The sequence below is a fragment of the Streptomyces sp. NPDC048331 genome (genome assembly GCF_043201215.1).
GTDB lineage: Bacteria > Actinomycetota > Actinomycetes > Streptomycetales > Streptomycetaceae > Streptomyces.
Map to the genome: position 1 here is coordinate 479,056 of NZ_JBICYT010000002.1, position 14,479 is coordinate 493,534.

A 14,479-nucleotide genomic window follows, 5' to 3' on the forward strand; every position below is an offset into this window, starting at 1 on the left:
GCCGCGGGCCGGGGCGCGGGCCGGGCGGGGGGGGGGGCGGGCGGGGCCCCCCCCCCCCCCCCCCCCCCCCCCCCCCCCCCCCGCCGCATCAGTAGGCCTGCTGGACGGTGACCGCGGGGTCCGAGGCGTCGCCCCAGTAGCGGACGTAGGAGCGGGCGAAGGCGTCGCCCAGCGCCGCCTTGAGGAAGAGCGCCGACCAGCGGGCGGACGTACGGATGCCCTCGACCTGGTCGGTGGTCTGGGCCGAGGGGTCGGGGACGGCGCCGGGCGGGTTCTGGACGCCCGTGACGCCGTAGTGGTTGACCCCGGCGACCGTGACGAGCGCCTTCGGCGTTCCCTTCAGGGCCTCGTACGTGGCCTGCGCGGCTGCGGGGGCGGCGATACCGTCGGCGGAGCCCTGGATCAGGGCGACCGGCACGGTGTTGTTCACCGGGGCGACCGGACCACCGCCGGGCGGGGCGTTGTTGGTGCCGAAGAAGGCGGCCGCCTTGAGTTCGGCGGGCTTGACCGCGCCCGGCGGCAGGCCGAAGCAGAACGGCGGCGCGCACTGGCCCTGGACGATGGCGACGCCAGCGGCGCCGCCGAAGGAGTGGCCCAGCAGGGCGAGGACGGTGGGGTCCAGCCGGCCGGCGAGGGGGCTGCCCGCCCGGGTGTTCTCGGCCTTCGACCAGGCGACGGTGGTCAGGCCCTGGTCCGCGGAGGCCCACAGGCCGGGGACGCCGAAGACGGAGCGCAGGTGGTTGGGGACTACCACGACGAAGCCGAATGCCGCGACGGTGCGAGCGTATCCCTCGTAGTGGCTCTTGTCGACGTTGGCGCCTTGCTGAAGCAGGACCACGGGGAGCCGGCTGCCGGATTCCGGGTAGTAGACGTCGGCCGCGTCGGCCCCGACGGAGGCCGTGTAGACGAGGGTGGGGACGGGGGTGGGGCTCTGCGGGGTCTCGGCGGCGGTGGCCTGACCCGAGGTGCCCACGGCGGCCAGCAGGGCGAATCCGAGCAGGCCTGCCGCGATGCCGCGGCCGGCGCTGCGCCGTGCGTGGGGGTGCCTGGCGTGTGCCATCAGTAGTCCGATCTTCTTCGCTGTCGTCGGCATGTGTGGTGCGTTCCTGGGGCTGAGCTCCGTTTCCCGGCCGGGGGCGGGTGCGCTGACCCTGGCCCCCCAAGCGGGTCGGTCGGTCGTGGCGGGGTCAGGGCTTGGCGTCGTACACGACGCCGGGCAGGTTCTGCGCGGCGGCGCCCCACACCTGGTCCCGCAGGGAGGCGTCGAGGCCGAGCGTGTAGAGCAGGTAGGTGGTGGTCACCGCGCGGGTGAGGCGCTGCTGTTCGGCGCGGCTGACCGATCCGCTGTCGCAGCCGAAGCCGCCGCTGTCGGTGAAGCCGCAGTGGAAGCCGCCGGTGATGACGCGCAGCTGGGTGGGGGCGGGCTTGGCGTCGTACATCTTGCGCTGGTGGCTGCCGACGCCGGCGACCGTGTCCTTGCTGCCGCCGACGTACTGGGCCGGGATGGCGAGGGCGGCGGAGGCGCTGACGGCCGAGGGGTTGGTCTCGGCGGCGGCGAGGGTGCTGACGGACTTGACGGCCGGGTTGCGGGAAGCGGCGAGCAGGGCCGCGCCGCCTCCCATGGAGTGGCCGGACAGGGCGTAGCGGCTGGTGTCGACGGCGCCGGCGAAGCGGGATCCGGTGGTGGAGTTCTGCGCGGTCAGCCAGGTAAGGGCGGCGTTGAGGTCGTCGGCGAAGCCGGTGTGGCTGGGCGAGATGCCGCCCTGGGACTTGGGGGTGACGGTGATGAAGCCCCAGGAGGCGTAGTGCCGCAGGGTGTTCTCGTACTTGGAGATGTCCTGGAAGAAGCCGTGCCCGAAGGCGAGACCGGGGTGGAGGCCCGGGGCGACGGGGGCGTTGGCGCCGGCGCTCGTGCCCGGGTACCAGACGCGGGCGCTGTAGGAACGGCCGGCGGCGGAGACGGTGAGGTCCGAGTAGGCGACGGGGAAGGCCCCCGGCGCGGCGGGATCGGCCGCGACGGCGGGAGCGCTGGCGGGGGTGGCCGCCAGCGCGGTGGGGGCGGTCAGGGTGGCGGCGACGGCCAGCATGATGGCCGGGACGGCGCGCATGAGTGTGCGTAGCACGGGGTGCCCTCCTGTGGGGGGTATCGGAGAGGGAAACTCTGTATGCCAGTTCAGCACACTGACGCATACACGCCAAGAGGTGGGAGTTTCTTTGAGGGGAACGACGTTCGCTCCTACGCAACGGATCAGAGCCGGGTGGCGGCGGGCTCCGGCACCCGGCCACCGCGCAGCGTGGCCACCAGCCCGGCCAGCATCAGCCCCTCCCCCAGGTTCCCCAGCGGCGGCGCCGCGAAGGCCGCGGCCGACGCCGCGAACACGGCCATGGCCCCCAGGGCGATCCAGGGCGCCGCCCGCCGGATCCAGGCGGCGACCCCGATCACCAGCAGGGCGACGATCGCGAGGACGGCGGCCACGGGGAACGCGCCCGGCTCGGCGTCCGCGTACCGCAGGGTGTCCGCCCAGGTGCGGGGGCGCAGGTGCAGCCCCGGCAGGGTGGTGGCGGCGCCGAGTACGGCCAGTGCACCGGCGGCGGCCCAGGCGGCTGCGAGAGCACCGCGCCCGGCCCGCAGCGCGAGGGCGGCACACGGTAGGACCAGGGGCGTGCCCAGGGCGTGGACGACGAAGCGGCCGGCGCTCAGCGCCTCCAGCGGCGCGCCCTCGCCGAGCAGGACCCCGGCCGCCACGACGGCCGAGTCGTACGCCAGGGCGCAGCCGAGGAGCGCCGTGGGCCGGCAGGCCGGGCCGGTGCGCCGGGCGGCCTCGGCCAGCAGGAGCTGGAGGCCGGCGAGCAGCGCCAGCGCGGCCGAGATCACCGGCCCGTCCCGGCCTGCCGGTACAGGGCCTCGATCTGGCCGGCGTACCGGCCGGTGACGGCGGCCCGGCGGACCTTCAGCGTCACGGTGAGCTCCGGTCCCCCGGGGGCCCATTCCTCGGTGAGCACGTCGTGTGCCCGGATCCGTTCGGGGCCGGACAGGCGGGTGTTGGCGTCGGCGACGGCGTCGGCGAGCGCGGCCGCCAGGTCCCCTGCGTGGGTGTCCCAGGGGGCTGCGGAGGTGATGCCCGTGCGCCGCGCCCAGGCGGTGACGGCTTCCCGGTCGGGTACGAGGAGGGCGACGTTGAAGGGCCGGCCGTCGCCGACGACGACGGCGTGGCCGATCAGCGGCGAGGCCTCCTTGAGGACGCCTTCGATGCGGGCGGGAGCCATGTTCTTGCCCCCGGTGTTGATGATGAGGTCCTTCTTGCGGTCGACGATGCGGACGTCCCCGGCGGCGTCGACGGTGGCGAGGTCACCGGTGTGCAGCCAGCCCTCCGGGTCGACGGCCCGGGCGGTCAGTTCGGGCTCGCCGCGGTAGCCGCGCATCAGGAAGGGCGCCCGGACGAGGAGTTCGCCGTCGTCGGCGATGCTGATCTCGGCGCCGGGGACGGGCCGGCCCACGGTGCCCACCCGCGGTCCGCCGGGCGGGGCGATGAGGGCGATGCCGCTGAGTTCGGACATGCCCCAGGCATCGGTGAGGGGCAGGCCGAGGGCGTGGAAGAACTCCTGGAGGCCCTCGGGTGCGGGTGCGGCGCCGGTGATGCAGACCCTGGCGCGGTCGAGCCCGATGCGGCGGCGCAGTTCGGCGAGGATGCCGTCGGCTCGGTCGAGTTCGGCGCGCTCGGGCGGGGTCAGCGGGCCCGTCCACCGCCGGGGCGCGAGACGGCGGCCGGTGGCGAGGGCGTCCTCGCCGAGTGCGCGCAGCGCGGGGTCGGCGTCGGCGAGCGCACCCTCCAGGCCGGTGCGTAGCCGCTGCCAGACGGAGGGGACCGCCCCGAAGAGGGTGGGGCGGACGCTGGTGAGTGCCTCGCCGAGCCGGGAGAGGTCGTCCAGGCAGGTCAGCCGGGTGCCGCAGTAGATGTTGGTGTAGTGCGAGCCCCAGCGGTCGGCGATGTGCGCGGCGGGCAGGAAGGAGATGTGGCTGTCCTCGCCGGTGACCTCCAGAACCTGCTGGGTGCCGGCGAGCTGGCTCAGCATGGCGCGGTGGGTGATCTCGACGGCTTTGGGGCGGCCCGTGGTGCCCGAGGTGTGGATCAGGGTGATGAGGTCGTCGGGGCCCACCTCGCGCAGGGCGGCGGCCAGGTCGAGGGGACCGGGGGCGCTCGCCTCGGCGTCCGCGAGCGAGAGGACACCCTCACTGTCCTCGGCCGGGCCCTCCGGGCCGTCGACGGCCACGAGGTGGCGGACGGCGGTGTCGGCGGAGGCGGCGCGCAGCACCGGCAGGAAGCGGCGTTCGGTGACGACGACGCGGGCTCCCGTACTGGCGAGCAGCTCGTGTATCTGGTCGGCGGGCAGGCTGTTGTAGAGGGAGTAGGGAACGGCGCCCAGGTGCAGGGCGGCGCAGTCGACGACGTGGAACTCGGGCCGGTTGGTCAGCATCAGGGCCACCGGCTCGCCCCGGCGCACCCCGAGGTGGCGCAGCGCTCCGGCGACGGAAGCGACTCGCTCGGCGTACTGGGTCCAGGTCAGGGCGGTGCCGTCGAGGGTGAGCAGGGCGGCCGCGTGCGGCCGGGCGGCGACGGTCCGCCGGAAGGCCTCGCAGAGGGTGGCGGGCGGAACGGGCGTGGGCGTCATACGGACTCCTCGGGAAGGGGGGCCGCCGGGCCGCCGGGCAGGGCCCGCCGGTGTCCGCCGCGGCGGCGTCTCAGGCCGTACGGGCGGACGGGGCCAGGGCGGGGCTGCCGAAGGTGAGGCGGAAGTCGTGCAGGGTCAGGCTGAGCAGCGGCGGCCGGCCAGCCGGGACCCGCAGGGGGCTGCCGGGCGGGATCCGCCACTGCGCCCGGGCCGGGCCGACCGCGCAGCGGCTGCGTACGGGGCTGGTCACCAGGCGTCCCTGCATCTGCTGGAGGACGCGGTACGCCAACGGCCACCGCCCGGGGAGCCGGGTACCGGGGCGGAAGGACGCTGAGCCCAGCTCCCCGGACGCGGTCCGGGCGGAGGCCCGCAGGGCACCCTCCCCGCTGGTGACGAGGTCGAACTCGGCCAGTTCCTTGGGGATGCCCCACAGTTCGCGGCCGCCGGCCATCGACGCCGGGCTGTCCACCCAGATGTCGGTGATGGTGACCCGCGGCCGCAGGCCGTCGCGCACCAGGACGGCGGAGAGGACCTCGTCGTAGCGCAGGACGCTGTCGCCCTCGTAGCGCACCCAGGCGGCCCCCGTCAGGGCGCGTCCGGCGACGGTGAGCGGCCGTACTCCCGCCGGCAGGGGTGGCAGGGCGCTGCGCGGTACGGCCCACAGTGAGAGGTACATCTGCCCGGCCAGGTGCCAGGGTTCAGGCGGGTACGTCGGCATCGGGGTCCTGCCCTTCGGGCGGTCGGGGGGCGGTGGCGGCGGGCCGCAGCGCGGCGGGGGCGTGCGGGGGCACGGCGGGGCGGCGCGGTGCCACGGGCTCCACCCGACGGTAGGGGTCGCCGGCGCGGGGTCGCGGGTCGGCGTCGCCGTGGTTGGGCCACAGGGCGGCGGCGCGTTCGGCGAGGGCGGTGATGGTGAGGGAGGGGTTCACCCCCAGGTTGGCGGAGATGGTGGAGCCGTCGACGATGTGCAGCCCGGGGTGTCCGTGGACGCGGTGGTAGGGGTCGACGACTCCCCGCTCGGCGTCCGCGGCGACGGTGCAGCCGCCGATGAGGTGCCCGGTGGCGGGGATGTCGAGCAGGTCGCCCCAGGTGCCGCAGGCGAGTGCGCCGTTCTGCCGTGCGGCGGTGCGCGCGAGGCGGTGGCCGGCCGGGATCCAGGTGGGGCTGGGCTCGCCCTCCCCGGGCCGGCTCGTCAGGCGCGAGCCGGCCGACCCGAAGGGGCCTCGCCGCAGCAGGGTGGTGAGGGAGTTGTCGGCGGACTGCATGACCAGGAGCACCACCGTCTGACGGGCCCAGCGGCGGGGGCGGTGCAGCGCCGGCAGGGTGCGGGCGTTCGCCGTCATCGCGGCGAGGCCGGCCATGATCCGCGCGCGTCCGGGGACGGGGTCGGTGAGGGTCGCGCCGAGCAGGGCGAGCAGGTTGCTGCCGGGCCCGTAGCGAACGGGCTCCACATGGGTGGTCTCGTCGAGGTGCACGGACGAGGTGATGGCCACGCCCTGGGTGAAGTCGGCGTCGGGGTCCGTGGAGCGTACGGCGAGGATGGCCTCGGAGTTGGTGCGGGTGAGGTGGCCCAGGCGTGGGGAGAGGCCGGGCAGGGCGCCGGTGGCGCGCAGCCGGTGGAGCAGGCGCTGGGTGCCGAGGGCGCCGGCGGCGAAGACGACGTGCCGGGCGGTGGTGGTGCGGGCGTCGCGGCGCAGGGTGCGGCCGGTGCGCTGGGAGGTGACCGTCCAGCCGGCGCCCTCCGCGGCGTCCGAGGTGTCCGTGCCGCGGCCGGTGGGGCGGACGTCGGTGACGGTGCGGTCGGCGACGACGGTCACGCCGGCCGCTTCGGCCAGTCCGAGGTAGTTCTTGGGGAGGGTGTTCTTGGCGTTGTGGCGGCAGCCCGTCATGCACGCCCCGCAGTGCAGGCAGGTGCCGCGGGCGGGCCCGGCGCCGCCGAAGTAGGGGTCAGGGACGGTCGATCCGGGGACGGTGCCGGGCGGCCCGAAGTGCACGCCTACGGGGGTGGTACGGAAGGTGTGCTCGCAGCCCGTCTCGCGGGCGGCCTCCTTCAGGACCCGGTCGGCGGGGGTGAAGCGGGGATTGGCGGTGACGCCGAGCATGCGGCGGGCCTGGTCGTAGTAGGGGGCGAGTTCGGTGCGCCAGTCCGTGAGGGACGCCCAGTGGGTGCCTTCGTAGAACCGGGGCGGCGGATCGTAGAGGGTGTTGGCGTAGCCGAGTGAACCGCCGCCGACGCCCGCGCCGGAGAGGACGAGGACCCTGCCCAGCAGGGTCATCCGCAGGATGCCGCGGCAGCCCAGGCGCGGGGCGAAGAGGTAGTCGCGCACCCGCCACGAGGTGCGGGGGAAGTCCGCGTCGGCGAAGCGCCGGCCGGCCTCGAGGACTGCGACGCGGTAGCCCTTCTCCGCCAGGCGCAGGGCGGTGACGCTGCCTCCGAAGCCGGAGCCGATGACGAGGACGTCGACGTCGTCGGGCACCGGGGGTTCCGCGGAGGCGGTCCGCGGCGGCGTGTCCGGCGGTGGTGAAGAGGTGGGCATCACGGCTCCTGCACTGTGGCCGACCGGCGGTCACACCCGTGGGGGTGGGCATCACCCCGCGGCATGACCGGGCGGTCATGTGACCGCCCGGTCATAGTGCGGTGCCCCCGGAGCCCTGTCAATGAACCCGACACCGTCGGCCCGGGTCGCCGATTTCCCAACTGCATTTTCCCGCAGGCTGGTTGACAACGCGGGAGCACCGGATGAGCCTATGACCACCCGGTCACATGACCGGGTGGTCATACCGGAGGTCCCATGGAACGCGTCTGTGTAATCGGAGCCGGATCCTCCGGCATCGCCGCCTGCCAGGTGCTCGCCGAACGCGGCATTCCCTACGACTGCTACGAGAGCGGCTCCGAGGTGGGCGGCAACTGGCGCTACGAGAACGACAACGGCATGTCATCGGCCTACCGGTCCCTGCACATCAACACCTCCCGCCAGGTGATGGAGTACGCGTCCTTCCCCATGCCGGCGGACTGCCCCGTCTATCCGAGCCACTTCCACATCGCCCGCTACTTCGACGCCTTCGTCGACCACTTCGGCCTGCGACCCTCCATCACCTTCCGCACCGAGGTGACCGGCGTCGCGAAGACACCCGACGGCCGATGGTCCGTCACGGCCCGCCACCGCGACGACGGCGCGACGACCAGCCGCGCCTACGACGCCGTCCTCGTCGCCAACGGCCACCACTGGAAGCCCCGGATGCCGCAGCCCGCGCTGCCCGGAGCCGACTCCTTCACCGGCACCCAGACGCACTCGCACCACTACCGCACCCCCGAGCCCTTCACCGGCGCGCGGGTCCTGGTCCTCGGCATAGGCAACTCCGCGTGCGACATCGCCGTGGAGACCTCCCGCGTCTCCGCCCGCACCTTCCTGGCCATGCGCCGCGGCGCGCACATCCTGCCCAAGTACCTCTTCGGCACCCCCACCGACCACCTGACCGGGTCCTGGCTCGCGCGGGCGCCGCTGTCCGTGCAGGCCGCCGGGCTGGCGCTGCTGCTGCGACTCAGCCGCGGCCGGCTGGCCTCGTACGGGCTGCCGGAACCGCGCCACGGCGTGCTCGGGGCGCACCCCACCATCTCCGACGACCTGCTCTCGCGCCTGGGCCACGGCGACATCACCGTCACCCCCATGATCACCGCGCTCGACCGGGGCGGCGCCGTCTTCGAGGACGGGCGGCGGGAGGAGATCGACGCGGTCGTCTACTGCACGGGCTACGACATCGCCTTCCCCTTCCTCGCGAAGGAGCTGATCGATCCCGCCGACAACGCGGTGAGCCTCTACCGCCGCGTCGCCTCCCCCGAGCACCGCGGCCTGTACTTCATCGGCCTGGTCCAGCCGCTCGGCGCCATCATGCCGCTGGCCGAGGCCCAGTCGCACTGGGTCGCCGATCTGCTCCAAGGGCGGTGCGAGTTGCCCCCGCAGGCCGCCATGTACCGCGAGATCGCCGACTACCACGCGCGCACGGCACGGCGGTACGTCGCCTCCACCCGGCACACCATCCAGGTCGACGCCCTGAGCCACCTACGCGAACTCCGCGACGAACGCGCGCGCAGGACGGTTCCGCGCCGGCCGAAGACGCCGACGCCGGCGAGCAGTTGACGAGCCGCCCCCGCCACTCTACTTTTTCGAAACAGAGTTTCACTCAACGAAACGCAACCCCCAACCGGGCCCCGCCGTCAGGAGTGCGTCTTGTCGATCCGCTGGCCTTTCCTCCGCCGGTCCGGGCAGCGCAGGCACGCGGTCCCGCAGCCGCCCGCCGAGCGGCGCGCGAGCGGTATCAGCCCGGTGAACTGGGGTTTCACCTGGCGCTTGGCGGCCATCACGGTGCTGCCCCTGCTGGCGTTCTCGGTCCTGGGCACGATCCGCACGCTCGACAGCGCCGGCGCGGCGGACCGCGCGGCCCAGGCGGCCCGGACCGCTCACCTCTCCGGTCAGGCGGCCGCCCTGACGGCAGCCCTTCAGGACGAGGCGGGAGCCGCTGCTCTGACCACGGACAACGCGGCGGCCAAGGCGGCACAGAACGGGCCGCCTCCGCCGTGGACGGGCAGCGTCGCCGCCACGGACGGCGCCATGGCCGACTTTCTGGAGGCGGCCGCGGCGACCGGCCACTCGCCGCCCGCGCTGCGCAGGCGCCTCGAGGAGTTCACGAAGCGCGCCCCCACCCTGTCCGCAGCGCGTCGCAACGCCTCATCGGCTCCGCAGGGCGCGCCGAAGTCCTCACCCGGCGGCTCGGGACAGACCGCGAAGACGGCCGACGCGGCTCGGAGCACGCTGGACGTCCAGACGCAGTACGAGGACCTGATTGCTCCCCTGCTCGGGCTGCACAACGAGATCGCACTGAATCCCGGTGCCAGCACCAAAGGCAAGGCGCTGTACTGCGTGTCGGTCGCGAAGTCCGCCATGTCCACCCAGCGCTCGCTGATCACCATGGTGCTCGCGGGGCGCCTCGACGCCACGCAGGCAGCGGAACGGGTGCAGGTCGCGGCGGGCCTCGAGCGGGCCGCGCTCGCCGAGTTCGCAGCGGGAGCCGACCCCGCCGACGCGCAGTTCCTCTCGGCGACGGTCTCGGCGGCCGGCATGGAGCGGTTGGCGCAGCTCCGTACGACCGTCCTGGCCGGTGCCCCGTCCGGCGCCGGGCTGGCGACCACGCCCCAGGCGTTCTACGGGTTCGCGGACGCGCAGATGCAACAGCTCCAGAAGGTCGAGGACGAACTCGGCCAGGACCTCGTGGCCGCCACGACCGCAGCCCTCGCCGACGCTCGGGGCACGGCCATCCGGTCGGGGTGGCTGACCCTTCTGGTGGTGCTCCTCTCCGTCGGGCTCGTCGGCTGGATCTCGCGTACCACGCTCAGGGAGATCCGGACGCTGCGGAACTCGGCTCTGTCGGTGGCTCACCAGCAACTGCCCCGCGCCATCGAGAGCCTGGTCGAGGCACCGGACCGCACAGTCGACCCGCTGGCCGCCACACCCGTCCACGGCAGCGGTGATCTCGCCCAGGTGGCGCAGGCGTTCGACGCGGTGGCACGCCAAGCCGTCCGCCTGGCCTCCGAGCAGGCCCTGCTGCGCTCGCACGTCAGCGACCTCTTCGCCAGTCTCGCCAAGCGCACCCACAGCCTGACCATGCGCCAGTTGGAAGTGATCGGGGAACTGGAGCGGGACGAGACGTCACCGGAGCGGTTGGAGCGCCTCTTCCGACTCGACCACCTGGCCACCCGCATGCGCCGCAACGGAGAGAACCTCCTGGTCCTGACCGGAGAGGGCATCGACAGCGGCTGGGGTGAGCCGGTGCCGCTGCAGAACGTGCTGCGCGCGGCCCTGGGCGAGGTCGAGCAGTACCAGCGCGTGCGCATCCTCGGCGCGCCCGACCTGCGTATCGCCGGAAACGCGGCCAAGGACATCATCCATCTCCTCGCGGAGCTGTTGGACAATGCGACCTCCTTCTCAAGCCCGCAGAGCGCCGTGCTCGTCACCGCGACCGAACTCCCGCAAGGCAGCACTCTAATCGAGGTCAGCGACTTGGGCTTCGGGCTCACCAGCAAGGAGCTCGACCACCACAACACCCGGCTGGCGGCGCCGCCTCCGCTGGACGGTTCGGTGGCCCGCAGGATGGGGCTGTACGTGGTGGCCCGGCTGGCCGAGCACCACGCCATTCACGTCGAACTCCGCGCGGTGCGACAGGGCGTGGGCACCACCGCCATGGTCACGCTGCCGCCGACGCTGTGCAGCACGGGTGAACCGGAACTCGAACCCCGCCTCCTTCGCCACTCCCGCTGAACACCGGACCACAACCTGATCGGAGCATCGACATGACCAACGTGGTGGGCGCACGCGCCGTGTTCGGGGTCATCGTTCCGAGCACCAACACGGTCGTCGAGCACGATTACTGGGGTGCGCGCGTTCCCGGTGTCGCCTACCGGACCGGCTCCATGCACATCGCGGACCCGGCCATGCGGAACGACCGGGACTTCGAGGCCCTGCTCGTCCAGATCAGGGCGTCCATCGACACGGCGGTCCGCGACGTCCTGACGGCCGAGCCGGATCGGATGGTGATGGGCATGTCGGCGGAGACCTTCTGGGGCGGCGTCGCCGGCAACGCGGCCTTCGAACGCCGGCTGCGCGAGCGCACCGGCCTGCCGGTGACCACCGGTGCGAGCTCCTGCCGGGCGGCCCTGCGAGTACTCGGATGCCGGCGCGTTGCGGTCTTCTCCCCGTACCAGCCGGTCGCCGACCGCGAGGTGGCCCGCTTCTTCACCGAGGCCGGATTCGACGTGGCCGCCATCTCGGGGTTGCGCTGTCCGAGCGCGACGGACATCGCCCGGGTCGGCCCCGATCGCATACTGGACATGGTCGCCGCGCTGGACGACCCCTCGGTGGAGGCCATCGTCCAGGTGGGCACGAACCTCTCCTTCGTCTCCCAGGCCGACATGCTGGAGGCCGAACTCGGCAAGCCGGTCATCGCGATCAACGCGGCCACGCTGTGGCACGCCCTGCGCGAACACGGCCTCACTGACCGCATCCCGGGTTCAGGGATCCTGCTCAGAGAATTCTAGATCGCGCTCATCGAATCGAGATCTACGAAACAAACCGGCCAGCGTGGCAGCGCAGAGGCGGCGTCAAGCCCGCGGAACCGTCGATGCCGCCCACCACCCCAAGGACGGACGCCCGCGACCGGCACCCACCGCCATGGGAAACCGACAGCACAGACATGCCCCCGGGTGTGTCCCAGCGACTGGCCCTGTCTCACATTCGGTGGTGACCGAGGGTGGCGCTATCCGAGGAGGATGCGGTGGCGGAGCAGGGGGAATCCGGCTCGGCCGTGCATCTGGCGCGCGATTCGCTTGGTCTTGGTGTTGACACCTTCGGTGGGGCCGTTGCTGTACGGAAGTGTGAGTGCGGCGTTCACAGCGTCGCGGTCTCGGTCCAGGCCCCGGGTGAAGGCGTGGAGATGGGGCAGATCGGCTGAGCGAGCCTGGACGATCCAGTGCGAGAGCCCGTCGGTATTTCCTGCGCAAGGAGTCAGGAGTTCCGCGAAGCCGCCGACAGCGAAGGCCAGTTGGGTCATCTCGGGGCAGGCGGCGGTGAGCCGTGCCAGAAGATCGTGATGTGGCAGCCGTCGACGCGTACGACGGCTCCGTCCTCGTGGACACCCTCGTCCACCCCGGCCCGAACATCACCATCCCGGTCGGGGCGACCCGGGGTGCACGGCATTACCAACAGCATGGTGGCCGGCGCCTGGCCTGGAGCGCCGTCCTTCCCGAGGTCCTGGACGCGGTCGACCGACGGATCGTCCTCGCCTACAACTCCTCGTTTCGACAGGCAGACGACCGTCGGCCACGCCCGCGCGCTCGGCGTCGATCCGGGCCGGCTGCACTCGGTTCAGGCGTGGCAGTGCCTGATGAAGCGTCGCTCGATGTGGCTGGGAACCACCACCCGTCTCCGGCTCGGCGGCCGGCACCGCGCCCTCGGTGACGCGGTCGCGGCCCGCGACCTTCTGCTGTCCCTGCGGGAGCGGCCGCCGCACACCCTGCCCGCGCCGCAGCCTTACCTGAAACTGCCGGGGTGAGCCCTCGGTGCACCACGATGTCCACGAAGACGGCATTCGAAAGGGGCCCATGAACCCGCACCCGCCAGGCACCCACCCGCTGTACGGGTACGAATCCGAGACCCGCACCGCCACGTGCCGAGCCTGCCGCATCTCCGAGCTGGACCTACCGCCGGAGGAAGCCGGCCCCTGGCTTCTCACCGTCGTCACCTCCGCGCCGCCCGGGGAGCGGCCCGAGGAGCGTGCGGCGCGGCTCGCCGTCCCCTTCCTCGCCTACCTCCGGCCCGGCTCCGAGCTCGAGGACGCCCGCGAGATCGCACTGAGCTTCGCCCTGTGGGCCGGGCAGGACCTGGCCGCACTGATGCAGTACGACGCCGAGCGGATCGCCGGCTACACACAGGCGCGCGCGAGCTGACAGGAACGCAGCCGGCCAACCCTCGCCCCTGCCGTATGCGCTTGGGAAATCCGGCCGCGGGAGGCCGGTGCGCCAGTGGATACTGCCGAAGTGGTGAAGGATCTGAAGAGCGCCCTGGTTGCGCTGGAGGCCCATCGGCCCGGCTCTCTGCTCGGGCTGCGCGAGACACAGTGGCTCGACGCGAAGAAGGCTCTGTACCGGCTGACGGAGGACCCCAAGGCGGTCGAGGAACTCACCAAGGCCGTCGCGGCGTTCGCCAACGGGGGCGGCGGGGTCATCGTCGTCGGCATCGCTACCCGACTCGAGCACGACGAAGAGGTCTTGGACCATGTCGTCGGCGTCGACCCGGCTGTGGTGAACGTGGACCAGATCCGCAAACTGATCCGTCAGCGGGTGTCCCCGGCTCCCCGTGGAGTGCGCGTCGGATGGTCGGGGGCGGAGGGCGCCGAGCGGGTGCTGTTCATCGAGATCCCCGCGCAGACCGACCATGCGCTCTTCGCCGTGCCGGCCGCGGTGGGCAAGCCCGGGGCGCCGCGCCCGGACACGGTCGCGGTGCCGATGCGGGACGGAGACAGCACGTACTGGCTGCCCCGGGCCGAGATCGTGCAGCTGTTCTCCGCCGGCGTCCGGGCCTCCGGCGTGCCCACCGCCCAGGCTCTCGCCGACCTCGTACGGCAGGCCGTGTCCGAAGCGGGGCCTGTCAGCGGGCCGCGCGTCGGCCAGGGCCTGCCGGACCGTGAGCGGGAGATGAAGGCGGCCTACGAGGAGCTCGCCGACGCGGGCCTGGGGGAGCCCGCCGGGGAGGCGTGGGCCCAGGGGGCGGCCGCGCTGCAGGATCTGCGGCACGAAGTCGGTGGCGAGCCGGGCTGGGTGCTGTGCCTGGTGCCCGGGCACCCCGCGGTCGTCGTCGCCGAGCCGGTCTGGCAGGCGATCGTCGAAACTGGTCGCCGGGCAGCGGGCGGTCAGGATCCGCTCGCGGCCGTCGGGTTCCCCCTCCCGCCCGCGGGCACGGACGCCCCGTGGGTGATTCCGGCCGACGCCCGACGCGTGGACCTCGACGGCGGCTCGTGGGGTCCGGGGCACCTTACGTGCTCGGGACGTGGCGTATGGCGGTGGCAGCCGGCCCCGCGCTTCAGCCTGGACCGGGGCCGCTCGGCCGAGATCGGGACCGGCGGCCAGACGCCGGCGCTGCGCCTGCGGGCCCCTGGTGAACCTGCCCTGGGCCGAGGCGAGCACGCTGGAGGTCGACAAGTCCCGGCGCACGCAGCTTGAGCAGCTGCTTCCGCACAGTGCTGTGGCCGGCGCGGTGAC

The 14,479-nt window shown here is 73.3% G+C and carries 12 protein-coding genes and 1 pseudogene; 6 read left to right on the forward strand and 7 right to left on the reverse strand.

Annotation, left to right across the window (positions count from 1 at the left end):
* Window positions 1-88: 88 nt before the first annotated feature.
* The 6 genes from ACGFYY_RS05735 to ACGFYY_RS05760 all read right to left on the reverse strand — a co-directional run bounded on the left by ACGFYY_RS05735 (window position 89) and on the right by ACGFYY_RS05760 (window position 7,208).
* Entirely contained in the window at window positions 89-1,093 is a 1,005-nt protein-coding gene (locus ACGFYY_RS05735) for a hypothetical protein (protein ID WP_393707267.1), read from the reverse strand.
* A gap of 94 nt (window positions 1,094-1,187) precedes the next feature.
* A complete protein-coding gene (locus tag ACGFYY_RS05740; RefSeq protein ID WP_393707268.1) occupies window positions 1,188-2,123 on the reverse strand; it encodes an alpha/beta hydrolase family protein in 936 nt (311 codons plus the stop codon).
* Window positions 2,124-2,248: 125 nt separating this feature from the next.
* Window positions 2,249-2,875 carry a hypothetical protein gene (locus ACGFYY_RS05745; protein ID WP_393707269.1) on the reverse strand — a complete coding sequence of 209 codons (627 nt, stop codon included), beginning with the start codon at window positions 2,873-2,875 and terminating at the stop codon, window positions 2,249-2,251.
* Window positions 2,872-4,671 carry an AMP-dependent synthetase/ligase gene (locus ACGFYY_RS05750; RefSeq protein WP_393707270.1) on the reverse strand — a complete coding sequence of 600 codons (1,800 nt, stop codon included), beginning with the start codon at window positions 4,669-4,671 and terminating at the stop codon, window positions 2,872-2,874. Before ACGFYY_RS05750 ends, ACGFYY_RS05745 begins: the two co-directional genes overlap by 4 nt.
* 70 nt (window positions 4,672-4,741) lie before the next feature.
* Complete coding sequence (locus ACGFYY_RS05755) at window positions 4,742-5,389, reverse strand: acetoacetate decarboxylase family protein (protein WP_393707271.1); 648 nt, start codon at window positions 5,387-5,389, stop codon at window positions 4,742-4,744.
* Window positions 5,370-7,208 (reverse strand): FAD-dependent oxidoreductase, encoded by a 1,839-nt coding sequence (locus tag ACGFYY_RS05760; protein WP_393707272.1) that lies wholly within the window; start codon window positions 7,206-7,208, stop codon window positions 5,370-5,372. Before ACGFYY_RS05760 ends, ACGFYY_RS05755 begins: the two co-directional genes overlap by 20 nt.
* 255 nt (window positions 7,209-7,463) lie before the next feature.
* On the opposite strand from ACGFYY_RS05760, the gene ACGFYY_RS05765 reads away from it, so the two are divergent.
* The 3 genes from ACGFYY_RS05765 to ACGFYY_RS05775 all read left to right on the forward strand — a co-directional run bounded on the left by ACGFYY_RS05765 (window position 7,464) and on the right by ACGFYY_RS05775 (window position 11,761).
* Complete coding sequence (locus ACGFYY_RS05765) at window positions 7,464-8,810, forward strand: NAD(P)-binding domain-containing protein (protein ID WP_393707273.1); 1,347 nt, start codon at window positions 7,464-7,466, stop codon at window positions 8,808-8,810.
* Between the two features lie 90 nt (window positions 8,811-8,900).
* The gene (locus ACGFYY_RS05770; protein WP_393707274.1) at window positions 8,901-10,985 is read left to right on the forward strand and encodes a nitrate- and nitrite sensing domain-containing protein; all 2,085 of its coding nucleotides are present in this window, start codon (window positions 8,901-8,903) and stop codon (window positions 10,983-10,985) included.
* A gap of 32 nt (window positions 10,986-11,017) precedes the next feature.
* Window positions 11,018-11,761, forward strand: coding sequence for a hypothetical protein (locus ACGFYY_RS05775; RefSeq protein ID WP_393707275.1), 744 nt, complete (start codon window positions 11,018-11,020; stop codon window positions 11,759-11,761).
* Window positions 11,762-11,979: 218 nt separating this feature from the next.
* Here ACGFYY_RS05775 and ACGFYY_RS05780 read toward each other — a convergent pair.
* A pseudogene (locus ACGFYY_RS05780) lies at window positions 11,980-12,315 on the reverse strand (transposase); the annotation flags it as partial.
* A 291-nt stretch (window positions 12,316-12,606) separates the two neighbouring features.
* Here ACGFYY_RS05780 and ACGFYY_RS05785 point away from each other — a divergent pair.
* From ACGFYY_RS05785 to ACGFYY_RS05795, 3 genes are all read left to right on the forward strand, one after another.
* The gene (locus ACGFYY_RS05785; protein WP_393707276.1) at window positions 12,607-12,774 is read left to right on the forward strand and encodes a hypothetical protein; all 168 of its coding nucleotides are present in this window, start codon (window positions 12,607-12,609) and stop codon (window positions 12,772-12,774) included.
* 49 nt (window positions 12,775-12,823) lie between these two features.
* Complete coding sequence (locus ACGFYY_RS05790; RefSeq protein WP_393707277.1) at window positions 12,824-13,168, forward strand: hypothetical protein; 345 nt, start codon at window positions 12,824-12,826, stop codon at window positions 13,166-13,168.
* A 90-nt stretch (window positions 13,169-13,258) separates the two neighbouring features.
* Window positions 13,259-14,440, forward strand: a complete 1,182-nt coding sequence (locus ACGFYY_RS05795; RefSeq protein ID WP_393707278.1) for an RNA-binding domain-containing protein — start codon at window positions 13,259-13,261, stop codon at window positions 14,438-14,440.
* Window positions 14,441-14,479 lie beyond the last annotated feature (39 nt).

Excerpts from the sequence above, each read along its gene's own strand:
- ACGFYY_RS05750 (WP_393707270.1), bottom strand. The coding sequence starts at position 4,671 with ATGACGCCCACGCCCGTTCCGCCCGCCACCCTCTGCGAGGCCTTCCGG.
- ACGFYY_RS05785 (WP_393707276.1), top strand. The coding sequence starts at position 12,607 with ATGAAGCGTCGCTCGATGTGGCTGGGAACCACCACCCGTCTCCGGCTC.
- ACGFYY_RS05755 (WP_393707271.1), bottom strand. The coding sequence starts at position 5,389 with ATGCCGACGTACCCGCCTGAACCCTGGCACCTGGCCGGGCAGATGTAC.
- ACGFYY_RS05735 (WP_393707267.1), bottom strand. The coding sequence starts at position 1,093 with ATGCCGACGACAGCGAAGAAGATCGGACTACTGATGGCACACGCCAGG.
- ACGFYY_RS05765 (WP_393707273.1), top strand. The coding sequence starts at position 7,464 with ATGGAACGCGTCTGTGTAATCGGAGCCGGATCCTCCGGCATCGCCGCC.
- ACGFYY_RS05775 (WP_393707275.1), top strand. The coding sequence starts at position 11,018 with ATGACCAACGTGGTGGGCGCACGCGCCGTGTTCGGGGTCATCGTTCCG.
- ACGFYY_RS05790 (WP_393707277.1), top strand. The coding sequence starts at position 12,824 with ATGAACCCGCACCCGCCAGGCACCCACCCGCTGTACGGGTACGAATCC.
- ACGFYY_RS05760 (WP_393707272.1), bottom strand. The coding sequence starts at position 7,208 with ATGCCCACCTCTTCACCACCGCCGGACACGCCGCCGCGGACCGCCTCC.